The organism is Streptomyces sp. NPDC001816, assembly GCF_042892235.1.
Classification (GTDB): domain Bacteria; phylum Actinomycetota; class Actinomycetes; order Streptomycetales; family Streptomycetaceae; genus Streptomyces.
This window is the reverse complement of record NZ_JBIATY010000012.1, coordinates 25,415-47,240: the sequence shown is the minus strand read 5'-3', so window position 1 is coordinate 47,240 and position 21,826 is coordinate 25,415. Positions and strand designations below refer to the sequence as shown.

At 71.2% G+C, this 21,826-nt stretch carries 21 protein-coding genes; 10 read left to right on the top strand and 11 right to left on the bottom strand.

The window, feature by feature from the left end:
* Positions 1-32: 32 nt before the first annotated feature.
* From ACFYZZ_RS34035 to ACFYZZ_RS34010, 6 genes are all read left to right on the top strand, one after another.
* Positions 33-746 (top strand): hypothetical protein, encoded by a 714-nt coding sequence (locus ACFYZZ_RS34035; protein WP_389184378.1) that lies wholly within the window; start codon positions 33-35, stop codon positions 744-746.
* Positions 743-2,938: a M48 family metalloprotease gene (locus ACFYZZ_RS34030; RefSeq protein ID WP_389184375.1), complete on the top strand. Its 2,196-nt coding sequence runs from the start codon at positions 743-745 to the stop codon at positions 2,936-2,938. The genes ACFYZZ_RS34035 and ACFYZZ_RS34030 overlap by 4 nt, the downstream gene beginning before the upstream one ends.
* A gap of 43 nt (positions 2,939-2,981) precedes the next feature.
* Positions 2,982-3,695: a hypothetical protein gene (locus tag ACFYZZ_RS34025; RefSeq protein WP_389184373.1), complete on the top strand. Its 714-nt coding sequence runs from the start codon at positions 2,982-2,984 to the stop codon at positions 3,693-3,695.
* 113 nt (positions 3,696-3,808) lie between these two features.
* A complete protein-coding gene (locus ACFYZZ_RS34020; RefSeq protein WP_389184370.1) occupies positions 3,809-4,873 on the top strand; it encodes a Rieske 2Fe-2S domain-containing protein in 1,065 nt (354 codons plus the stop codon).
* Positions 4,870-5,040: a hypothetical protein gene (locus ACFYZZ_RS34015; protein WP_389184367.1), complete on the top strand. Its 171-nt coding sequence runs from the start codon at positions 4,870-4,872 to the stop codon at positions 5,038-5,040. The genes ACFYZZ_RS34020 and ACFYZZ_RS34015 overlap by 4 nt, the downstream gene beginning before the upstream one ends.
* Positions 5,037-5,993 carry a PDR/VanB family oxidoreductase gene (locus ACFYZZ_RS34010; protein ID WP_389184364.1) on the top strand — a complete coding sequence of 319 codons (957 nt, stop codon included), beginning with the start codon at positions 5,037-5,039 and terminating at the stop codon, positions 5,991-5,993. Before ACFYZZ_RS34015 ends, ACFYZZ_RS34010 begins: the two co-directional genes overlap by 4 nt.
* Before the next feature lie 13 nt (positions 5,994-6,006).
* Here ACFYZZ_RS34010 and ACFYZZ_RS34005 read toward each other — a convergent pair whose 3' ends face one another.
* From ACFYZZ_RS34005 to ACFYZZ_RS33975, 7 genes are all read right to left on the bottom strand, one after another.
* Positions 6,007-8,184, bottom strand: a complete 2,178-nt coding sequence (locus ACFYZZ_RS34005) for a discoidin domain-containing protein (RefSeq protein ID WP_389184361.1) — start codon at positions 8,182-8,184, stop codon at positions 6,007-6,009.
* Positions 8,185-8,239: 55 nt separating this feature from the next.
* Positions 8,240-9,847 carry a glycoside hydrolase family 13 protein gene (locus ACFYZZ_RS34000; RefSeq protein ID WP_389184359.1) on the bottom strand — a complete coding sequence of 536 codons (1,608 nt, stop codon included), beginning with the start codon at positions 9,845-9,847 and terminating at the stop codon, positions 8,240-8,242.
* Positions 9,848-9,880: 33 nt separating this feature from the next.
* Entirely contained in the window at positions 9,881-10,756 is an 876-nt protein-coding gene (locus ACFYZZ_RS33995) for a carbohydrate ABC transporter permease (protein WP_389184356.1), read from the bottom strand.
* Entirely contained in the window at positions 10,753-11,706 is a 954-nt protein-coding gene (locus ACFYZZ_RS33990) for a carbohydrate ABC transporter permease (RefSeq protein WP_389184353.1), read from the bottom strand. Before ACFYZZ_RS33990 ends, ACFYZZ_RS33995 begins: the two co-directional genes overlap by 4 nt.
* 5 nt (positions 11,707-11,711) lie before the next feature.
* Positions 11,712-13,064: an ABC transporter substrate-binding protein gene (locus ACFYZZ_RS33985; RefSeq protein WP_389184350.1), complete on the bottom strand. Its 1,353-nt coding sequence runs from the start codon at positions 13,062-13,064 to the stop codon at positions 11,712-11,714.
* Positions 13,065-13,174: 110 nt separating this feature from the next.
* Positions 13,175-14,173 carry a LacI family DNA-binding transcriptional regulator gene (locus tag ACFYZZ_RS33980; protein ID WP_389184347.1) on the bottom strand — a complete coding sequence of 333 codons (999 nt, stop codon included), beginning with the start codon at positions 14,171-14,173 and terminating at the stop codon, positions 13,175-13,177.
* 140 nt (positions 14,174-14,313) lie between these two features.
* The gene (locus tag ACFYZZ_RS33975; RefSeq protein ID WP_389184344.1) at positions 14,314-14,985 is read right to left on the bottom strand and encodes a hypothetical protein; all 672 of its coding nucleotides are present in this window, start codon (positions 14,983-14,985) and stop codon (positions 14,314-14,316) included.
* Positions 14,986-15,223: 238 nt separating this feature from the next.
* On the opposite strand from ACFYZZ_RS33975, the gene ACFYZZ_RS33970 reads away from it, so the two are divergent.
* The 3 genes from ACFYZZ_RS33970 to ACFYZZ_RS33960 all read left to right on the top strand — a co-directional run bounded on the left by ACFYZZ_RS33970 (position 15,224) and on the right by ACFYZZ_RS33960 (position 16,937).
* On the top strand, positions 15,224-15,880 hold the full coding sequence (locus tag ACFYZZ_RS33970) for a helix-turn-helix domain-containing protein (protein ID WP_389184341.1): 657 nt from the start codon (positions 15,224-15,226) through the stop codon (positions 15,878-15,880).
* Positions 15,881-15,912: 32 nt separating this feature from the next.
* Positions 15,913-16,458 carry a toxin-antitoxin system, toxin component gene (locus ACFYZZ_RS33965; protein ID WP_389185024.1) on the top strand — a complete coding sequence of 182 codons (546 nt, stop codon included), beginning with the start codon at positions 15,913-15,915 and terminating at the stop codon, positions 16,456-16,458.
* Positions 16,459-16,709: 251 nt separating this feature from the next.
* Complete coding sequence (locus ACFYZZ_RS33960; protein WP_389184338.1) at positions 16,710-16,937, top strand: hypothetical protein; 228 nt, start codon at positions 16,710-16,712, stop codon at positions 16,935-16,937.
* A gap of 24 nt (positions 16,938-16,961) precedes the next feature.
* On the opposite strand, the gene ACFYZZ_RS33955 is transcribed toward ACFYZZ_RS33960, so the two are convergent.
* Positions 16,962-17,642 carry a 4'-phosphopantetheinyl transferase gene (locus ACFYZZ_RS33955; protein WP_389184336.1) on the bottom strand — a complete coding sequence of 227 codons (681 nt, stop codon included), beginning with the start codon at positions 17,640-17,642 and terminating at the stop codon, positions 16,962-16,964.
* Entirely contained in the window at positions 17,590-18,495 is a 906-nt protein-coding gene (locus ACFYZZ_RS33950; RefSeq protein ID WP_386577721.1) for a metallophosphoesterase family protein, read from the bottom strand. The genes ACFYZZ_RS33955 and ACFYZZ_RS33950 overlap by 53 nt, the downstream gene beginning before the upstream one ends.
* 279 nt (positions 18,496-18,774) lie before the next feature.
* Here ACFYZZ_RS33950 and ACFYZZ_RS33945 point away from each other — a divergent pair, with 279 nt between their 5' ends.
* Positions 18,775-19,905, top strand: a complete 1,131-nt coding sequence (locus ACFYZZ_RS33945; RefSeq protein WP_389184332.1) for an ATP-grasp domain-containing protein — start codon at positions 18,775-18,777, stop codon at positions 19,903-19,905.
* A 43-nt stretch (positions 19,906-19,948) separates the two neighbouring features.
* Here the strand turns inward: ACFYZZ_RS33945 and ACFYZZ_RS33940 are convergent, their stop codons facing one another.
* Both ACFYZZ_RS33940 and ACFYZZ_RS33935 read right to left on the bottom strand, forming a co-directional pair.
* Complete coding sequence (locus tag ACFYZZ_RS33940; RefSeq protein WP_389184329.1) at positions 19,949-20,770, bottom strand: ABC transporter permease; 822 nt, start codon at positions 20,768-20,770, stop codon at positions 19,949-19,951.
* Positions 20,767-21,738 (bottom strand): ATP-binding cassette domain-containing protein, encoded by a 972-nt coding sequence (locus ACFYZZ_RS33935; protein WP_389184326.1) that lies wholly within the window; start codon positions 21,736-21,738, stop codon positions 20,767-20,769. Before ACFYZZ_RS33935 ends, ACFYZZ_RS33940 begins: the two co-directional genes overlap by 4 nt.
* Positions 21,739-21,826: the final 88 nt, after the last annotated feature.

Below are 21,826 nucleotides of genomic sequence, written 5' to 3'. Positions count from 1 at the left end.
CGCCCATCCGTCCGTCCTCACAGGAGGAACTCATGCACGACCGCACGGGTCAGGACGTCCTGCGCGATGTGGTCCGCCGCGTCGCTCCGGCCGAACTGGAGAAGCTGGACGAGACCTGCCGGGCGTATCTGGCCCGCCCCCATCCCCCGCAGCGCCTGCACCGGCCGGCCGGGGATCCGCTGGGCATCGGCTTCGAGTCGGCGGTGGTGCTGCCGGTCCTGGTGGCGGTGGTCTCACAGGTCCTCGCCGACCTCGCCTCCGGGCGCATCCAGGCGGGCGGCACCCGGCTCAAGCGCTGGTGGCGGCGCCGGCACGAGGCCGACAACGAGGGCAGACGGGCCGCGCTGACCTCGGCGGTGCCGGAACTTTCCGGGGTGACCCGGCAGGAACTCGCGGACTGGGCCATGGCCGTGGGCCGTTCCGCCGGTCTGTCCGCGTCCGAGGGTGAGAGCTGCGCGGAGGTCATCGTGGTGGCTGTGGTGCGCGGGAACTCGGGGGCGCGGTCAGTGCCGGATACGGTGGTTGCGCCGGTTACACCGGTTGCGACGGTTGCGCCGGCGGGCCCCGGGCACCTGGCGGAACCGGAGCCCGAGCGCCAAGACGCCCCGGACCAGAGGGCTGAGGCCGCCGGGGCGGGCGACGACGTGGGAGCGGGACTCCCGCCCGACACCGATGGCGCGCCGGAAACCGGTGGCGCATCGGAGGCCGGTGGCGCATCGACAGCCGCGAACCCGTCGCAGTCGTGAGCGCCGTGCCGGGCCCCCAAGGCCCGCCCTCCCGCACCCACTCCCCCACGGCCACCACGGCCGAGCGGCCGGACGTAGCCCGCGCCCTCATGTCCAGCCCCCTGCCGCTGCCGACCACCACCCGGCTGGCCCTGCTGGTCCTCGTCGCCGGCGCCGGTGCCTCGTTCGCCACCTGGTGGTGGCTGGTTCTGGGCCGGGACAACTGGCCGGGGGCCCAACTCGCCTGCCTGCCCAGCGCCGACGCCGCGCCCGACGAGGTGCTCGCCCGCTTCACCGGCTGCGTGAACGACGTACGGCTGGCGCAGTCGGCGGTGGTACTGTGCGGGCCGCTCGCCCTGCTGGCCCTCGCCGTGCTCTGCCGAGCCGCCGGACGCCGGCTGAGCCTGTGGCGGTGGCAGGCCGCGCCGGACCACTCCTCGGCGCTCGCCCGGCGCCTGGCCGCCGTGGCGCCCGAAGGAGCAGGACCCCGGCCGGTGCTGTGGGTGCGTGGCCGGGGCGTCGGGATCCGGGCGCGTGCCTCGGGCACCGTCCGCCGGCCCCGGATCGTGGCCGACTCCTACGTCCTCAGCCTGGCCGACCGGAGCGTGGACGCGATCTTCCGGCATGAACTGGCCCATCTACGGCTGCGGGACGTGGGCCGGGTACGGCTGGCCATGGCGGCCGGGTGGCTCCTGCTCCTCGGCGTCACCCTGCCGATGGTGGTCGCGCTGGCCCACGACCCCGGGCTGCTGGGCGCGGGCCTGCTGGTCCGGATGGCGATCGTCCTGGTCGTCGTGCTGCTCACCCTGTGCGCCGTGCTGCGCGTGCGGGAGCACGACGCCGACCTCGCCGCGGCGGCGGATCCACGCGCACCGCAGGGCGCCACCGCCGCCCACATCGGCTCGGCCCTCGCGCCGCGCCGCGCCGAGCGCCTCGTACGGTCCCTGGGCCTGGCCACGCACCCCGCACCCGCGGTCCGCCTGGCCGTCCTCGCCGATCCGGCGCGTTCCTGGGGGCTGTCGTCCCTGGAGTGCCTCACCACCGGGCTCGCCGCCGGCCTGGTGTTCACCGACCTCACCCTGCTGGTGGCCGCCCTGATGCCCGATTGCACCCAACTCGCCTACATCGTGGGCGGGTTGTTGACGGGCTGGGTCGTGGCCGGGGTGGTGACCGTGGCGTGGTGGCGGGCCGTCGCCGTGGGACACCGGGACGCGTCCGGCCGGCGCGCGGCACCGGCCGGGGCCGCGCTCGGACTCGGTGTGCTCCTCGGCAGCCAGCTCGCCGGGCGGGCGGCCGGTGACTGGGTACGGGACACCGGTACGGTGGACGGACTGGCGACCGCGCTGTCCCTGACCCAGGTGCCGCGCGTGCAGGCGCTGGCCCTGGGGGCGGTGCTCGTGGTCGGCGGGGCGCTGTTCGCCCTCTGGAGCACCTCCCTCGCCAGAGCCCTGGGGGCCACGGTGAACGGTCCGCGTTCCGCACCCGCCTGTGCGGCGGCCGTAGGACTGTCCGGACTCCTGCTGGCCGTGCCGCTGGGCAGTTGGTTCCTGTTCGCCCGGCTGACGGCGGCCCGCGCCGCCCCCGACATCCGGTGGGCCGTGATCGACACGCCCTGGTGGGTGGCGGGGGTGCTGACGACCGTCGTCGGCGCGCTGATTCCGGCAGCCACAGCCCGCGGATCGAGGTTCGCGAGGACGCGTGGCGCCAGGCAGCCCCGGCCCCTGGTCCTGCTGGCCGCCGCCACGGTCCTGGTCACGGCCGGGGCCGGTTGGGCGGCTTTCGGTAGCGACCCGAACCAGGCACCGGCCACGCAGATCTCCGGCGACTCGCCGGTGTCCGCAGCCCAGACGGACGCGCCGAACTCGACGAACCCGACGAACTCGCCGGACCCGACTGACTCACCCGTCTCCGGCAGCGGTGACCGCACCGTCCCTCTGGACCAACTCCCCGTGCTGCCGCCCAAGGAGGAACGGACGGATGCCATGCGGGCGGACACCGCCCTAGTCTGCCGTGCACTGTCCCTGGGCGGCACCGCCATCTGGGCCGATCCCCAACGCCGAGCCGACATGGCCGAGTTGCTCGGCGGCCTCGACGACGCCGTGCTGCGGGCCGCCTCCGCCGTCCTCCAGCGCGACCCGTCGGGCCCCGTGGACACCCATGCGCTGGTGGCCTCCGTCCTGCGCTGCGACCTGTACTTCCGCTACGGCCGCTGACCGGCCACGCCAGACGATCCCCCGCCGTCCGAAGGAGGCTCCCGTGAGCCCGAGATCCGCTGCGACGTCCGCCACCGGGCGCCGACGGCTCGCCACCCTGCCGGTCGTGACGGCGCTGCTGGCGGGTACAGCCCTCACCGGCTGCGGCAGCCAAGGCCACCGGTCGGACACCGTGGCGCCGACACAGGCACCCTCACCCTCCGCCTCCACCGGCCCCGAGGATCTGTCCGCGGCCCTGCTCACCACGGCCCAGTTGCCGGCCGGCTATGTGAAGACCGTCCTCCGCGACGATCCCCCGACGCGCTCCGACCATCCCGAATGCCTCACTGCGCTCAACTCCTTGGAGTCCGCCCGAAGTTCCCGCCCCGACGCGGTCGAGGCCAGGGTCAACTTCGCCATGAGCCAGAGCGGACCGTTCCTCCAGCAGGTGCTGCGCAGGTTGCCGGGAAGCGGAGCACGGCAGGACCTGGAGCAGGCCGCGCGTACGCTGTCCGGCTGCCCCGCGTTCTCGATCGGCTGGAGCGACGGCTCCACGGGTGCGGAGCAAGTGGTGCCGCACGGCTCGGCCGGGATCGGTGACGCGTCGTGGCATGCCACGGTCACCGCTACCACCGGCACGTTCACCGTCCAGGAGACCCTGGTCCTGGTGGCCGTGGACAAGACCCTGCTCGTGCTCAGTGACGCGGGCAGCCCCACGGCACCCGAACGCTCCCGGACACTGGCTCTGGCGCGCACCGCCGTATCCAGGCTCCGTTGATACCCCGGACCAGCCGTTTTCCAAGCACCCTTCCGTGAGGCGGAAGCCGTGTTGCGCCCCTGTGCAGCCCGTCCCGACGATGTCGCCACGACCCACAGACGGGAGCCGCTTCCATGCCTCATGTGACCGCGTTCGCCAGGAACCAGTGGTACGTCGCCGCCTACAGCGAGGAGGTCGGGCGCGAGCTGCTCGGCCGGACGATCCTCGGTGAGCCGCTCGTGTTCTACCGCGCCGAGGAGGACGGCGCCCCGGTCGCCCTGTACGACCGCTGTGTGCACCGCCGCTACCCGCTGTCCGAGAGCGGCCTGGACGGCGACCGGATCGTGTGCGGGTACCACGGGTTCACCTACGACCGCACCGGCGCCTGCGTGTACGTGCCGGGGCAGAACCGGGTGCCGCGCACCGCTCGCGTCGCCGCCTACCCGGTCGTGGAGCGGGACTCGCTGGTCTGGGTGTGGATCGGCGATCCGGCCCTCGCCGACCCGCGGACGATCCCGCGGGCCCGGCACCTGGACGCGCCGGGCTGGGCGACGGTCCGGGGCATGGAGCCGATCGACGCCGACTACGGCCTGCTCGTGGACAACCTGCTGGACCTCTCCCACGAGACCTATCTGCACGGCGGGTACATCGGGACCCCGGAGGTCGCCGAGACGCCCATCACCACCGAGGTGGACGAGGGCGCGGGCGTCGTGCGGGTCAGCCGGCACATGGACGACGCCGAGTGCCCGCCGTTCTACGCCCGTTCGACCGGGATCGCGGGCCGGATCACCCGCTGGCAGGACATCGAGTACCACGCGCCCTGCCTGTACCTGCTGCACAGCCGCATCGCCCCGGTGGGTGTCGTACCCGAGCCGGACGGCAGCGACCCGCACGGCTTCCACACCGAGATCACGTACGCCATCACGCCGTCGTCGGAGGGGAAGGTGTACGACTTCTGGGCCGTCTCCCGGGACTGGGCCACCGAGGACGCCGAGGTCACCGGGTTCCTGCGGGGCAACAACCACACCGTGGTGATGCAGGACGTGGACGCGCTCAACCTGCTCCAGCGCACGCTCGGCACCGAGCGCACCGGCTACCAGGAGCTGAGCATCAACATCGACACCGGCGGCCTGGCCGCCCGCCGCATCCTGAGCCGGCTGGTCGAGGAGGGTGCCAAGCTCGTGGAGAAGGTCCGGTGAGCGCACCCACCGGGGAGATCTACCGCATCGACTGGCTGCCGGGCAGCGACCTGTTGCACGGCACCTGTCACTGCGGGGCCGAGCACACCGCACAGGACCCGGTCGAGATGTGGGAGTGGATGCTCGGGCATCCGGAGGGGCATCTGCTTCAGGAGGCCGCACGATGAACGAGGCCGAAGTCGTCGTCGCTGCACGGGAGTTCGTTGCCGACGGCGTTCTCACCCTGACCCTGCGCGACCCGCTCGGCCGGGACCTGCCCGACTGGGCGCCCGGCGCCCATGTGGACCTGCTGCTCGCGCCCGGACTGGAACGGCAGTACTCGCTGTGCGGGGACCCGGCGGACCGGTCCGCGTGGCGGATCGCGGTGCTGCGGGAGCCGGCCGGGCGAGGGGGGTCCCCCGGGCCGAAGGCTGGGGGAGGATCCGCCTACGTCCACGACGAGTTGGGCTTGGGTGACAAGGTACGGGTGCGCGGGCCGCGCAACCACTTCCGGTTGGAGCCCGCTCCCCGATACCGGTTCGTCGCGGGCGGCATCGGCATCACCCCGATCCTGCCGATGCTCGCGGCGGCCGAGGCCGCGGGCGCCGAGTGGTCCCTGTTGTACGGCGGCCGCAGCCGCGGTTCCATGGCCTTCGTCGAGGAGCTGGTGCGCTACGGCGACCGGGTCACCCTCGCCCCGCAGGACGAGACCGGGCTTCTCGACCTGGGCCCGGTGCTGGACGAGGTTCCCGACGGCACCCTGGTCTACTGCTGCGGTCCGGCGCCCCTGCTGGACGCGGTCGAGGAGCGCTGCCCGGGCGGGGCGCTGCGGGTGGAGCGGTTCCAGCCGAGGGTTCAACAGGTCGCCGTGGAGCGTGAGTTCGAGGTCGAGTTGGCGCGCAGCGGTCGTACCGTCGTCGTCCCGGCGGGCGTCTCCGTGCTGGACGCGGTGCGCGGCGCCGGGGTCGAGGTGCTGTACTCCTGCACCGAGGGGACCTGCGGTACCTGCGAGACGGACGTCCTGGACGGCGCCCCGGACCACCGGGACTCGGTCCTCACTGAGGAGGAGCGGGCAGCGGGCGACACGATGATGATCTGCGTGTCCCGGTGCCGGGGCGCTCGCCTGGTGCTGGATCTGTGACGCTCGGGCCGGGTCAGGAGGTGAGGTAGGCCTCCACCTCGCTGAACTGCCCGGCCGGCCAGCCGGTGTTGGCGCTGACGCTCAGGCGGAGGTGGCGCAGGTTGGTGCCGCCGGGGAGGGCGACGGTGGCCGTGTTGCCGGTGGCCGGGTCGAAGCGGTAGCCCTGGGAGCCGGCCACGGTCGAGTAGGCCGAGCCGTCGGTGCTGCCGAGCACCGTGATGGTCTGGGTGCGGGCGCCCCAGGCCGAGGACGGGGGCAGTTTCAGCACTAGCCGGCGGACGGCGTAGGAGGAGCCGAGGTCGACCGTCCAGGACTGCGGGAACGCGTTGTTGGTGGACTCCCAGTAGCTGCCCGCGTCGCCGTCGACCGCCTTGCCGGGGGTGTAGACGTCCTGGGAGCCGGTCGCCGTGGCCGGGCGGCCCTTGGCGAGGTTGCGGTTCGGGTCCGGGTCGGGGTTGCCCTGGCCGGGCTGGGGCCAGGTGGAGCAGTCCGACCAGGTGCCGGACCAGCCGGAGTTGCCGCCGCCGTCGGTGAGCGTGAAGGAGCCGGAGTTCGCCGGGTAGGGGCAGTTGTAGATGCCGGCGGCGCCGACCTGGGTGGCGGTGGCGTCGCGGAAGGTGGCCGCGCCCTGCGCCTCGGCCTGGACGACGACCGTACCCGTGTTCCGCACGGTCGCTCCGGTAACGATGACGTTCCTGACCGGATGGCCCTGGCCGCCGCCGGAGACGAACTCGAAGGCGCTGTAGGGGCTGTCGGTGATCGTCGTGTTGGTGATGTCGACCGTCGCGTTGATCGCGCTGTCGTAGGAGTCGACGCGCAGGGCACCCATCGGATGGTTCCAGTTGGGGTTCATCGCGCCGGCGCGGACGAGGGTGTTGCCGTCGACGGTGATGGTGCCGGACAGGGGGTGGAAGGGGTCGAGGAACTTCTGGTTGGAGATCGCGATGCCGCTGCCGAGGGCGTTGGTGTCGGAGATCAGGTTGTTCTTCACCGCGATGTCGGTGCCGCCGTAGATGGCGATGCCGTTGGCGAGGTTGGGCTGCGAGATCGTGTTGTTCTCGAAGCTGGAGTTCGTGTCCGGGGAGTACAGCGACCACATGGCGAGTGCGTCGTCGCCCTGGTTGCGCAGGAAGTTGTTGCTGACGCGGACGCCCTTGGCGGTGCCGTTGAGGTTGAGGCCGTCGGCGGTGGTGTCGAGGATGCGGTTGTTCTCCACCACCAGGTTGTCGTTGTTGCCCATCAGCCAGAGGCCGACCTTCATGTGCTGGATCCACATACCGGAGACCGAACTGCCCGGTCCCAGAGAGCCGTTGACGAAGTTGTCCGGGCTGGAGTCGACGCGCTCGGTGACCTCGCCGATCACCGCGAAGTCCTTGATGTGCACGCCTCCGGAGGAGCTGGACTGGTCGATGAACCGGGAGGTGTGCACGATCGAGTACCAGCTGCCCGCGCCCTGCAGGGTCACGTTCTGTACCCCGCTCAGGGAGGAGGTGATCCGGTAGTCGCCCGGCGGGATCCACACCACTCCCCCCTGCGCCGCCGCGATGGCTTCCCGGAAGGCCTGGGTGGAGTCGCCGTTGCCGCTGGGGTCGGCGCCCTTGGACACGACGGACACCGAACCGGCGGGCTGGGCGGTGGCGTCCGCGACCTGCTCGAAGTCGGCGACGTCCACGGTGACCTGGGTGCCGGTCGACTCGAAGGCGATCTTGTCGCCCGCCTGGACGTTCTGCCCCAGCAGCAGCCGGGCGTTGTCGAAGAAGTGGTGGGTCTTCGCGCCCGGGATCCAGCCGGTGTCGATGTAGGAGTACTTGGATGTCACCGGGAGCGTCTTGGCGAGCTTGGTGCCGTTGACGTACACGTCGAGGGAACCGGACTGCCCGTCCGGGACGCTGTAGGCGACGTTCACGGCATTGGACGCGCGCGGCACGGTGAACTCCACCCGCTGCCCGGAGGTCAGCCTTACGGCCTGCCGTCCGGAGGCCTCGGAGGCGAGGGTGCCCTGGGTGTAGTCGGGGCCGGTCTTCGTGCCGGTGGTGCTCGCCGACTCGGCCTCGACGGAGGTGAAGGGGAGCGTGGCGCCCGAAGCCGCGTGGGCGGTGGGGGCCACGGCGAATAGCATGCCGGCGGCCAGGGCGACGATCGCCCCGATGGCTGGCATGCGCCTGACATGTTCGGCGGTGCTGCTGTGCATGTGCTGATCCCTTCGTGGTGGGGGTGCGTGGGATAGCAGGGAGTGCGGGGGCGGCTCAGGCGCGCAGCCAGGCCGCCGTGTCCTGCGGGAGCCGGCTCAGGTCGTCCAGCGGACCGCTGTTGAGCAGGAGTTCGCGGTGCGCGGGCAGCTCGGCGGGTGCGGCGGCGAGGTTCACCACGCACGTCACGCCCTGCGCGCGGGAGAAGGCGAGCACACCTTCGGGGGCGGGCAGCCAGGTCAGGGGCCCGTCGCCGAAGACCGGGCGGGTGGCGATGGCCTCGCGATAGAGGGTCAGCATGGAGGACGCGTTCTGCTGCTGACGGTCGACCGCGTACGACGGCCAGTCGACCGGCTGCGGCAGCCACGGCTCCTCGCGTGAGCCGAATCCCGCGTACGGCGCGTCGGCCGTCCAGGGCAGCGGCACCCGGCAGCCGTCGCGGCCCGGGTCGACGCCGTGCGACCGGAAGTACATCGGATCCTGGATGCGGTCGACCGGGATCTCGGCCTCCGGCAGGCCCAGCTCCTCCCCCTGGTACAGGTAGACCGACCCGGGCAGCGCCAGGGACAGCAGTGCCGCCGCCCGGGCCCGGCGGGTGCCGAGCGCCGGGTCCGTCAGGGTGCCGAAGGCCTTGGTGGCGAAGTCGAAGGCGGTGTCCTCGCGGCCGTAGCGGGTGACCGTGCGCGTCACGTCGTGGTTGCACAGCACCCAGGTGGCCGGGGCGCCGACCGGGGCGTGTTCGGCGAGGGTGCTGTCAATGGTGGCGCGCAGCCGCCCGGCGTCCCAGGGGCAGGACAGGAAGGCGAAGTTGAAGGCGGTGTGGAGTTCGTCGGGGCGCAGGTAGCGGGCGAAGCGTTCGGGGTCGGGGAGCCAGACCTCGCCGACGAACACACCGCCGTAGGCGTCGGCCACGGACCGCCAGGAGCGGTAGATGTCGTGGAGTTCGTCGCGGTCGACGAAGGGGTGCGGTTCGGGGTGTGCGGCGAGGTCGGGCAGGTCCGGGTCCTTGGCGAGCAGGGCCGCCGAGTCGATGCGCACGCCGGCCACTCCGCGCTCGAACCAGAATCGCAGGATGTCCTCGTGCTCCTGGCGGACCGCCGGGTGGGCCCAGTTGAGGTCGGGCTGCTCGGGGGTGAACAGGTGCAGGTACCAGTCGCCGTCGGGCAGCCGGGTCCAGACCGGTTCGGTGGAGCCGGCGAACTGCGAGGGCCAGTCGCCGGGCGGGAGTTCGCCGTGCGGGCCGCGTCCGGGCCGGAAGTGGAACAGCTCGCGCTCGGGGCTGCCCGGCCCTGCGGCGAGGGCCGCCCGGAACCAGGGGTGCTGGTCGGAGACGTGGTTGGGCACGATGTCGACGATCGTGCGGAGGCCCAGCTCACGTGCCTCGGAGATGAGCTTCTCGGCCTCGGCGAGGGTGCCGAAGGCCGGGTCGATCGCACGGTAGTCGGCGACGTCGTAGCCGCCGTCCTTCATGGGTGACAGGTACCAGGGGTTGAACCACAGGGCGTCGACGCCGAGTTCGGCGAGGTACGGCAGCCGTGCGCGGACCCCCGCGAGGTCGCCGGTGCCGTCGCCGTCGCCGTCCGCGAAGCTGCGGACGTACACCTGGTAGATGACGGCCGAGCGCCACCAGCCGTGGTCCGTCGGGGCATGGGTGGGCTGTCCCACTGGGCTTGCCTTTCTGTAGACGGGGCCGCTGTCTCAGCCCTTGGTGCTGCCCGCGCTGATCCCGGCGATGATGTGCCGCTGGAAGACGAGGAACAGCGTCACCATCGGGACGCTGGCGATCACCATCGCGGCGATGAGCACGGTGAGCTGGATGTTCTGCGACAGCTGGACGAGGGCGACGCTGATCGGCTGCTTGTCGGTGTCGGAGAAGACCATCAGCGGCCACAGGAAGTCCTGCCACACCGCGACGAGCGCGAAGATCGACACCACGCCGAGGACCGGCCGGGACATGGGCAGCACGACCGACCACAGGATCCGCAGCCTGCCCGCGCCGTCGATCTCGGCGGCCTCCAGGACATCGCGCGGCAGCTGGTCGAAGAACCGCTTCAGCAGATAGAGGTTGAAGGCGTTGGCGACGGCCGGGAGCCAGATGGCGAGGGGGTCGTTCAGCAGGCTGGTGTGGATCAGCGGGAGGTCGGCGACGGTCAGGTACTTGGGTACGACCAGCGCCTGGGCCGGGACCATCAGGGTGGCGAGGATGCCGCCGAGGATCACCTTGCCGAAGGCGGGCCGCAGCTTGGACAGGGCGTATGCGGCGGCTGTGCAGAACACCAGCTGGAACGCCCAGGCGCCGGCCGCCTGCACCACCGTGTTCCACAGGTGCTGCGGCAGTTGCATCAGGTCCCAGGCGTCGGTGTAGCCGCCGGTGTGCCAGTGCTGCGGGACCAGCGTCGGCGGGGTCCGGGCCACCTCGTCCGGGGACTTCGCCGCGCCGGTCACCATCCAGTAGACCGGGAAAAGGAAGGCGAGCGCGAAGAGCAGGACGACGCCGGTGAACACGGTCCAGTAGGCGGCCCTGCCGCGGGGGCGGGCGAGCGTGGCCGGGGAGATCAGGGTCCGGGTGCTCATGCGTCCCCCTCGGCGCGGGTGAGCCGCAGATAGCCGGCGGAGAAGGCGCCGAGCAGCACGAGGAGCATGACGCTGAGCGCGCAGGCGCCGCCGAAGTCGTTGTAGAGGAAGGCGTACTTGTAGATGAGATAGAGGACGGTGACCGTGGCGTTCTCCGGTCCGCCGCCCGTGATGACGAACGGCTCGGTGAACACCTGCATGGTGGCGATGATCTGAAGGAGCATCAGCATCAGGATGACGAACCGGGTCTGCGGGACCGTCACGTGCCGGATGCGCTGGAGCAGGTTCGCGCCGTCCAGTTCGGCGGCCTCGTACAGCTCGCCGGGGATGGACTGCAGGGCGGCCAGGTAGATGAGGACGGTGCCGCCCATGTTGGCCCAGGTGGCCACGATCACCAGGGAGATCAGTGCGGTGTCGGTTCCGTTGGTCCAGTTGGAGGTGGGCAGGTGCAGGTAGCGCAGTGTCTCGTTGGCGAGGCCGGCTCCGGGGTCGTAGAACCACTTCCACAGCAGGGCGCTGACCACCGGCGGGATCATCACGGGCAGGTAGACCACGACCCGGAAGAAGGCCTTCGCGTGCCGCAGCTCGTTGAGGACGAGGGCGAGGACGAAGGGGACGGCGAAGCCGATCAGCAGGGCCAGCAGGGTGAAGGTGAGGGTGTTGCGCCAGGCCGCCGTGAACTCGGGGTCGTGCCAGACACGGGTGAAGTTGGCGGTGCCGGCCCACTCGGGCGAGGAGCCGGGCGTGTACTTCTGGAAGGCGATGACGACCGCGCGGATCGCCGGGTACCAGGAGAACAGCGCGAAGCAGATCAGGCCGCCGAGCAGGAAGGCGTAGGCGCGGGCCTGGTCGCCGAGGCGGCGCCGCCCCCGGCCCCCTACCGGGGACGGCGCCTGCACCGGGTGGACGGCGGGCTCGTCGACCGGGCGCCGCTCGGCCGTCTTCGGCATGGCGGTCAGCTCCGGGCCAGAATGCTGTCGATCTTGCCGGACGCGTCCCCCAGGAGCTGGTCGATGTCCGCGTCCTTCTTGGTGAGGACGGCGGAGACGACACCGTCGAGGACGGAGTAGATCTGCTGGGCGTCCGGCGGCTCGATCTTCATCCGCAGCTGCTGGTTGCCGTCGAGGAAGGCCTGGTAGTTCTCCACCGGGACGTTGGCGTTGGCCTTCTTGACCTGCTGGTCCTTGGCGTCGGCGGCGCCGGTGAACAGGCGTGGCTCGGGCAGGCCGACGGGTGCGTCGTTCTTCTTGGCGCGGGCGTAGTCGCCGAGGAAGCCGGCTCCCGGGGTGAGGAACATGTGGTCGAGCCACTTCAGGCCGGCGCGGATCTGGGCGGGCGTGTCCTTCTTGTTGAACATGTAGCCGTCGCCGCCAATGAGGGTGCCCTTGCCGCCGGGCATGGGGGCGAGGGCGAGGTCCTTGTAGTCGCCGCCCTTCTCCTTGACCAGGATCGGGATGTTGTCGGGGGCACTGAGGTACATGCCGAGCTTGCCCGAACCCATCATCTGCTGCACGTCGTTGATGACGAGGAGCTGCTTGCTGCCCATCGAGTCGTCCGTCCACCGCATGTCGTGCAGGTTCTGCAGGACGGCGTGGCCCTCGGGCGTGTCTACGGTGGCCCGCTTGCCGTCGGCGCCCACGACGTCGCCGCCCTGCGAGTACAGCTCGGCGGTGAAGTGCCAGCCGCCCTGGTTCTGCGCGCTGTAGTCGGCGTATCCGACGGTGCCGTCGCCGAGGGCGGCGATCCGCTTGGCGTCGGCGCGGACCTCGTCCCAGGTCGCCGGGGGCTTGTCGGGGTCGAGTCCGGCCTTCTCGAAGAGCTTGCGGTTGTAGATCAACCCCATGCTGTATCCGGTACGCGGTATGCCGTAGACCTTGCCGTCCACGGTGTAGATGTCCCGCAACTGCTTCTGGATGGTGTCGTAGCTCCCCAGTTCCTTGAGGTACGGCGTGAGGTCGGCGGCCTGGTTGATGTCGACGACGTGCCCGGCGTCGGTGAAGTACGTGTAGAAGACGTCCTCCATCTGGCCGCCGGCGAGCTTGGCGTCGAAGGTCTTCGGGTCCTGGCAGGGGAAGGCGTCGTGCGCGACGACGTCGATGTCCGGGTTCTGCTTCTCGAACGAGGCGATGTCCTGCTCGAAGAACCGCCGGTCGACCTTGGCGCTCTTGGGCGGCTCGCAGTTGACCGTGATGCGGGTCCTGCCGCCCGCCGAGCCGTCGTCGCCCGACCCGCAGGCGGACGCGGCGAGAGCGAGGCAGGAACAGACGCCGATCGCGGCGAGGGTACGGCGGAACCCGGTGCTTCTCATCGGTGGACCCCTCAAGGCAGGAGCGGTGGGCGCCGCACACTCAAGCACCGACGACATCGGGCCGCAAGATGTCGCGCAGAATCTGAAATTATTGGACAGTCGAGTGGATCTCAGGAACGAGATGCTTGCGCGGTCGACCCCCGGACCACCAGTTCCGGTTCGAACAGCAGCTCCTCCGCCGGTACGGCCGTCCCGCCGATCTGCACGTTCAGCAGCTCGACCGCCGCCCGGCCCATGGCCTCGATGGGCTGGCGGACGGTGGTCAACGGAGGTTCGGTGCAGTTCATGAACGCGGAGTCGTCGTAACCGACCACGGAGACCTGGGACGGGACGTCGAGCCCCTTGCGCCGGGCCGCCCTGACCGCGCCGAGCGCGAGCGGGTCACTGGCGCAGATGATGCCCGTGACGCCCTGGTCGATCAGCCGGGAGGCCGCAGCGTGGCCACCCTCGATGGAGAAGATGGCCCGGGCGACGAAGGCGTCCGGCAGCTCACCGGCGAGCGCCCGCGCCGCCGCCAGCTTCCGCGCCGACGGCACATGGTCCCCGGGCCCGAGCACGAGACCGATCCGCTCGTGCCCGAGGGAGGCCAGGTGCCGCCAGGCCTGCTCGACGGCGACGGCGTCGTCGCAGGACACGCCCGGAAAGCCGAGGTGCTCGATGGCCGCGTTGACCAGCACGACCGGGATGTTGCGGTCGGCGAGCAGCCGGTAGTGGTCGTGCGGGGCGTCGGCCTGCGCGTACAGGCCGCCGGCGAAGACGACGCCGGAGACCTGCTGCTGCAGGAGCAGCTTCACGTAGTCCGCCTCCGAGACCCCGCCCTTGGTCTGCGTGCACAGCACCGGGGTGAGTCCCAGCTGCGCGAGGGCGCCCCCGATGACCTCGGCGAACGCCGGGAAGATGGGGTTCTGCAGCTCCGGCAGGACCAGGCCGACGAGGCGGGCGCGTTCGCCGCGCAGCTGGGTGGGGCGCTCGTAGCCGAGGACGTCGAGGGCCGTCAGCACCGCCTGCCGGGTGGCATCGGAGACTCCGGGCTTGTTGTTGAGCACCCGGCTGACCGTGGCCTCGCTGACCCCGACCTTCTTCGCCACTTCCGCAAGTCGTCGCGTCATGCGCGCAAGGGTAGCGCAAGTTACGCAAGCCGTTTGCGTAAACCGGGCATGGGGTGTCGCAGGACGGACCTGAGGTGTCGTGGGGCGGAGGGGGTTTCCGGCCCGGCCCCGTCGGCGACCTGAACGCCGACGGAGCCGGGTCAGTCCTCGGTGTCCGGGACGACCGCCAGATGGGTGCCCGCTCCGCGCGCCCGGCGCGGCCTGCGTGAGGCCGCGGCCGGACGGCGGGCGTCACGCAGGACCATGGTCAGGCGGGCGCAGCCGATCTCCTGGAGCGTCCGGGGCGTCTCCTCGACGATCCGGCACTCGGTCGGGCCCCGCCGCGGATCGGGGTGGACCAGGAGGCGCACGGCACCGTCGAGCTGTGTCCCGGCCTCGCCGACGGCGCGGATCCAGTGCGGCAGACCCTGCCGGTAGGCGGCTTCCATGATCGGATCCTGGGCGATGTCCCGGCGGACGGCCTGGAGTTCGTGATCGTGGCCGTAGCGCTCGACGGCGGTCTTGAAGTGGGCCAGCATCGGCAGACACCAGCCCGCCTCGTGGTCGCCGAGGATCTCGGCGGCGTCCGGGTGGAACAGGACGAACCGCAGGAAGTTGTCCCCGGGCATGGCCGTCGGATGAGGGCGCACGCCCCGAAAAAGTGTCTCGAAGGCGCCGTTGGCCAGCACCACGTTCCAGCGGTGGTCGACGACCAGGGACGGGAGCGGAACAGCCTCCAGAAGCGTGGCGTAGTCCTGTAGGTACGCCTGGACCTCGCAGCCCTCGGGGACGGGCCGCGGCGCCGGCCACTGCCCTCCTGCCTGATGTGCCATCGGGAGGTCACCCCTCTTGCCTCTGCCGGCCTTCACGCGGCGAAGCGATCCTGCTGCCCCGACGAGATCCATGTCAACTATCGTGGCATTTCATGCCGGTTGACGGCTGAAATTCGCCACAGTTGTGGCGGGACCTGGCTGCGAGTTCGAAGCACCGGCTACTCTCCGGGAAGTTCACGACAACCGCTTGTGACAAGCGACGCACCTCAAGCCCTCGAGAGACGTAGGAGTTCTGTCGGTGACGGATGGCTACGAGGATCCGGGCGCCACGGAGACCGCTCAGCTGCCGGCCGTCGTCGCCCGCGTCACCGCACTCGCCGACCGGCTCGGCGTGCCGCACGCCGAGGTCTTCGACATCGGGCGGCTCTCCGTCGCCTGCGGTGTCCCGGAACCGGTGGTCAAGGCCCTGCTCAGCGGCCGCCCGGCGGGCGAGCCGGACGTCCAGGCCCGCTTTCTGCAGCGCCTGGACCTGCTGCGCCGCACCCGGCTGAAGCCCAACGGGCGCAAGTACACCCAGCAGGAGATCGCCGACGGCGCGGGTATGTCCCGGCAGCAGGCCGGCGCGCTCATCAACGGCGACCGGCGGCCCACCATGGAGCACTGCGACGCCTTGCAGCGGTTCTTCCGGGTGCACGCCGGCTTCCTCACCGCGGAGGACCCCGAGGCCCTCGCGGGTGCACTGCAGCGCGCCGAGCAGGAGCTGCTGCAGAAGCTCGCCGACCGGGAGCGGGCCACGGCCGAGGGGGCGGACGATCCGCTGGAGCGGCTGCTCCAGGACCACGGGGTGCGCGGGATCGCCTGGCGGGCCGCGCAACTGCCCACCGACCAGCACCGGGACAAGGTCGCGGAGTGGCTCGACATGCTGCTGGAGAGCGTCAAGCGGCCCGAGTCGTGAAGCAGGGGAGGACTGTGGGCATCGGCAGGGACATGCGCCGGTTGTGCGCCGAGTTGGTCGGGGACCTCACCCTTCCCGCGCCGGCCCCGCCGCAGGAGCTGTACCGGGCGCTGTGCGACACGATGAGCCGCCGCCGCGGCCGCCCCGTCCACTTCCGTACGGCCGCCTTCCCGCCCGGTACGGCCAGCGGCCTGTGGCTGGACATGGCCGACCGCGACCTGATCGTCGTGGAGCAACGCACCGCGCCCGCCCACCAGTTGGTCATCCTCGGTCACGAGCTGTGGCACATGCAGGCCGACCACAGCGGCCACCACCTCGACCATGCCGGAACCGGCGTCGCGACCCGGCTGCTGAGCGACGACACCGACCAGGCCGCCCTGCAGGCCACGATCCACCGCGTCGCCGCCCGCACCCGCTTCGACCAGACCGAGGAGCGCCAGGCCGAGACCTTCGGCCTGCTCCTTGCCAGCAAGTGCCGCACCTGGCTGTCCGGTTCGGCCCTGCGCGGCCCGGGCCGCCGGGACGACGTGGCCGGCCGCATCGAGGCGTCACTCGGGTATCCGGGACCGCAGGGCTGACCCGCCCGGCACCCCGCCGCGAACCTCACGTCGCCATGCGTTCGCCCGCCGGGCGCGCTCGCGGCATGTCGGCGGCCACCCCTGCATCCAGGGGATTCCGGTGGCGTCGCCTCGGCTAAGCGGGCGAACCGCAGCAGAGCCGAACGGCGTTGTCAGTGGTGGACGGCAAGCTGGAGGTGTGCGCCGTGCGACTGCGGTGCACGGCGCCGCAGGGCGCGCGACCGTGACGCCGAACCGGGGAGAGCCGACCGATGCCCACCGCCCTACTGACCGACCGTGAGCGCACCGCCGTACAGGCCTATCTGAGGCTGCTGCACACCGTGCGCGCCGCCTTCGACGGCCCCGTGGACGGCGGCCGGCCCGTCATGGTGCCGCCCGCCGTGCTCGCCGAGGCGGACGGGGCCCTGGCCCGGGCGGGACTCGCGGGCAACGAGGAGGAGTTCTTCAGACTGCTGCGCCACTGGTGCCCACAGGAGTGAGCCGGCGACCGGTGGCCGTCCCGTTCAGTGGTGCGGGACGGCCACCGTCGTCAGGACGAGACCGTCCGACACCAGCCAGCGGCCGTCGAACCCGGTCAGGCGTACGCAGTCGACCTCCGGCCCCGGGACGAGGAGCCGGGCATGGAAGCGGCCGCGCAGGCCGGGGCCCGGTTCGGTGACCAGCTCGATGTCGGCCTCGGAGAAGTCCAGCCAGGCGCGGGCGAGGGGAAACCACGCCTTGTAGACGGACTCCTTGGCGCTGAACAGCACCCGGCCCCAGTGGACCCCGGGCCGGGTGGCCCACAGATGACGGTCGCGGTCCTGCTCTGCGGGTAGTGCGATGCTCTCGAACACACCCTCCGGCAGTGGTCCGTGGACCTCGGCGTCGATCCCGAGGGAGGCCAGATCCGCGGCGCGGACCAGTGCGGCGGCGCCGTAGCCGTCGCAGTGGGTCATGCTGCCGACCAGCCCATCCGGCCAGCGGGGCGCACCGCGCTCACCGGACAGCACGGGCTGCGGCGGCACGCCGAGCTTCTCCATGGCGCGCCGGGCGCAGACCCGTACGCCCGCGAACTCCCGGCGGCGCTTGGCCACCGCCCGAGCCACGAGCTGCCGCTCCTCCGGGTACAGCGAGCTCTCCTGGTCCTCGTGGTCACCGAACGCTTCCACGGCCACCACCGACTCCGGGAGCAGCTCCTCGATCACCGGGTTCGACCTCCATCGGCAGGATGCGGCGCGGTTGTCCCGGGGGTACCGAGCGCTTGCGCCATTCACGGGGGTATCCCACGGACACCTCTTCGAAGCGGACACCCTCGTGCCAGGTGGTCCGCGGGATGTGCAGGTGTCCGTAGACCATGGTCTCGACCCGGAACCGGCGGTGCCAGTCGGCGGTGCGGGCGGTGCCGCACCACATGGCGAACTCCGGGTGCCAGAGCACGTCCATCGGGTGCCGGTCGAGCGGGTAGTGGCCGGCGAGGACGGTGGGCAGGTCCGCGGGCAGCTCGGCGAGTCTGCGCTCGGTCTCGGCGACGCGGGCCCGGCACCAGTCCTCGCGGGTCGGGTAGGGGTCGGGGTGGAGCAGGTACTCGTCGTTGCAGACGATGCCGGTGCTCTCCGCGTAGGCCAGCCCCTCCTCCTTGGTGGCGCAGCCGGCCGGCAGGAAGGAGTAGTCGTACAGCAGGAACAGCGGGGCGACGACGACCGGGCCGCCCGGGCCGTGCCAGACCGGGTACGGATCCTCGGGCGTGGTCACGCCCAGTTCCCGGCACAGGGCGACGAGGTGCTCGTACCGGGCGACGCCGCGCAGGGTGACGGTGTCCCTCGGATGGGTCCACAGGTCGTGGTTGCCGGGTGCCCACAGGACCTTGCGGAAGCGGCCCGCGAGGGTGGCGAGGGTCCAGCGGATGTCCTCGACGGTCTCCGCGATGTCCCCGGCCACGATCAGCCAGTCGTCATCCGTCCCGGGCCGCATCCGCTCGACGAGCGCGCGGTTCTCCGGATAGGAGATGTGCAGGTCGCTGATGGCCAGCAGCTGTCCGGCCCCGGCCGTCGACTCCACCCCGCACCCCTTCCGATCATCCTGTCCGCACCACGACAACACATTTCACCGGCCGGGGACAAGGGCATCCCGCGCCGGTCGGGTCCCAGGACGAGCGCTGGACAGGCCCTGGAATCCGTAACATCAGCGTTGCACGCGGGGGCTCTTGAAAGCCGTATGATCGCCCCAACGCCAACGCCCCTGATCCCCCTTCGCACAGGGCCGTTTGGTGACCCTTCCTCTCTCCTGCCCGGGCACGGGCCGCTGAGCCCTGCCCGAAAACCCCGAAAGGCGGCCTGCATGCTCTCTCGCGTACGCGTCTGGCTCAACCGCACGTACGCGGAGAACGTGTTCTTCATGGATCAGCTGCGGAGAAATCCCAGCGACCGGGCGGTCGAGATCCATGCCACGCACGGGGACGCCGACTCCCCCGTGCTGGCCGCCGCCGACACCGCCGACCTGGAGCCGGAGGGCCTGTCCCCGGCCGCGTACGTCGAGTACGCCCTCGACCAGTGCGGGCGGCGCGGGATCGACGTGTTCGTGCCGCGGCTGCACCAGGCGGCGATCGTGGCGCACCGCGCCGATTTCGCGGCCGTGGGCACGGCTCTGCTGGCGCCGACCCCCGAGGCGGTGGCCGTGTTCGAGGACAAGGCGACCGCGTACGAGGCGGTCCGCTCGGTCGGCGTGCCGGTGCCGCCGTGGTGGCGGGTGCGTACGGCGGACGAACTCGTCGCCGCGGTCGAGGAGTTGGAGGCTGCCGGGCACAAGGCGTGCTTCAAGCCGGCCGCCGGCGCGGGCGGGGTCGGCTTCCGCGTGATCACGCGCGCCCCCTTCTCGCTCATGCACCTCAACGGCTTCCCCGGCCCGTACGTCCAGCTGGACCTGGTCGTCGAGGCGCTGGAGCGGGCCGAGGAGACCGTGGACTGGCTGGTGATGCCGCGCCTGGAGCAGCCGGAGGTGTCCGTCGACTGCCTGACCGGTCCGGACAACCGGGTCCGGCTGGCCGTGGGCCGCACCAAGAACGGCCGCCGCCGGGGCTTCACGCTGCACGAGCAGTGGCTGGAGCCGGCCCGGCTGATCGCGGAGGGCTTCGGGCTGCACTACCTGTCCAACATCCAGTTCCGCATGTTCGGCGACCGTCCGGTGCTGCTGGACGTCAACACGAGGCCCGCGGGCGGGCTGCACCAGCTGTCCCTCTGCGGGGTGAACGCACCTTGGGCGGCTGTCCAGTTGGCGCTGGGCGAGGACCCTGGTGTGGTCGAGCCGCCGTTCCTCGGGCAGGACTACACGGTGGTGTCCGGGCCGCGCCCGCTGCGGCCGGTGTCGCTGCCGCAGCAGAGGGTGGAGGAGACCGAGGTGTTCCTGCCGGCCGTGCCCGCACCTGCCGAGCCGGCGGAGGCCGGAGCGGCGGCAGAGGCGCTGCCGCTCTAGCCTCGATCCAGCCTTGATCCTGCGTGTCGGCGAGGGGATCCCGCTATTTCTTGGCGGCCGGTGTGGCGGCGACCGGGGCGGTGGAGTTCCGGTTGAAGGAGGCCTTGGACCAGAAGTAGCCGACGAGGGCGATGCCGACGCACCAGGCCACGGCGACGATGCCGTCGTTGCCGATCCTCGAGCCCATCAGCAGTCCGCGCAGCGTGTTGATGATCGGGGTCAGGGGCTGGTTGCGGGCGAACCAGTCGACGCCGGCGGGCATCGTCGAGGCGGGCACGAACGCGCTGCTGAGGAAGGGCAGGAACTGCAGCGGCAAGGTGAGACTGTTGGCGCCCTCCAGACTCCTGGTGGCCAGGGCGAACGCCATCACCAGCCAGGTGAACGCGAGCGTGAGCAGCGCCATCAGGCCGATCGCGGCGAGCCACTCGACCGGGGTGGCGTCCGGCCGGAACTTCAGGGCCACCGCGAGGCCGAGGACCAGGGCGATGCTGAACAGGGTGCGCACGACGGCTTCGAGGACGTGCCCGATCAGGATCGAGGAACGCGCGATCGCCATGGTGCGGAACCGGTCCATGATGCCGGCGGTCATGTCGTTGCTGACGTTCAACGCCGTCGTGGTGAGCCCGTAGTTGATCGTGATGAGGATCATCGCGGGGGCCACGTAGTCGATGTACCGGTGTCCGTCGGTGGACTGGACGCCCAGACCGTGCCCCAGGGCGTGGCCGAAGATGCCGACCACCACCAGCAGGATGAACACGGGCTGGCCCACGTACGCGATGATCATGATGGGGTACCGCATCAGATGCCGCATGTTGCGGCGCAGCATCGTCACCGAATCGGTCAGGGCGTAGGAGACACCGCTCATGACGCACCCTCCATCTCGTTCTTGGCACGGCCGGTCAGGGCGAAGAAGACGTCGTCGAGGTCGGGGGTGTGGATGGTGAGGTTCTGTGCCTCGACCGAGGTGTTGTCCAGAACGTCCAGGACCGCCCGGATGGTGGCGATGCTGCCGTCGCTGGGAATCTCCAGCGTGAGGTCGTCGTCGTTGCGCCGCCCGGTGTCGAACAGCGTGGTGGCGGTGTCCAGTTCGGCGCGGTCGGCGAACTCCAGGCGGATGTAGCCGCCCGGCACCCGGCGCTTCAGCTCCTTCGGCGTGCCCTCGGCGATCAGCTTGCCTCCGTCCAGCACCGCGATGCGGTCGGCAAGCCGGTCCGCCTCCTCCAGGTACTGGGTGGTCAGGAAGATCGTGACCCGGTCGGTGGCGACGAGATCGCGGATCAGCTCCCACATGGTGTGGCGGCTGCGCGGGTCGAGCCCCGTGGTCGGCTCGTCCAGGAAGATCACCCGGGGGTCGCCCACCAGGGTCATCGCCAGGTCGAGCTTGCGCTGCATACCGCCGGAGTAGGTGGAGACGGGCTTCTTCGCCGACTCGGTGAGGTCGAAGCGCTCCAGCAGCTCGGCGGTCCGCCGCCTGCCCTCGGCGCGGTCGAGGTGGTGCAGGTCCGCCATCAGCAGGAGGTTCTCCTCGCCCGTCAGCAGGTTGTCGACGGCCGAGAACTGTCCGGTCACACCGATCGCCTTGCGGACGGAGTGGCCCGCGGCCACCACGTCATGGCCGGCCACCCGGGCCTCGCCGCCGTCGGCGGGAATGAGCGTGGACAGGATCTGCACGGCGGTGGTCTTGCCTGCACCGTTCGGGCCGAGCAGCGCGAAGACGGTGCCCTCGGGGATGGTCATGTCGATGCCGTCGAGTACGACCTTGTCCCCGTAGGACTTGCGCAGGCCGGCGACGGAGATCGCCGCCGACCGCGTGGGCACGATCGTTTCGGTCATGGTTTCCACGGCGCTCCAGCCTTTCTCCTCAGATCTGTCCGAGGCCGCGCACGGCTTGCCGCGCCCTCGACTTTCACGGTGTTCAAGT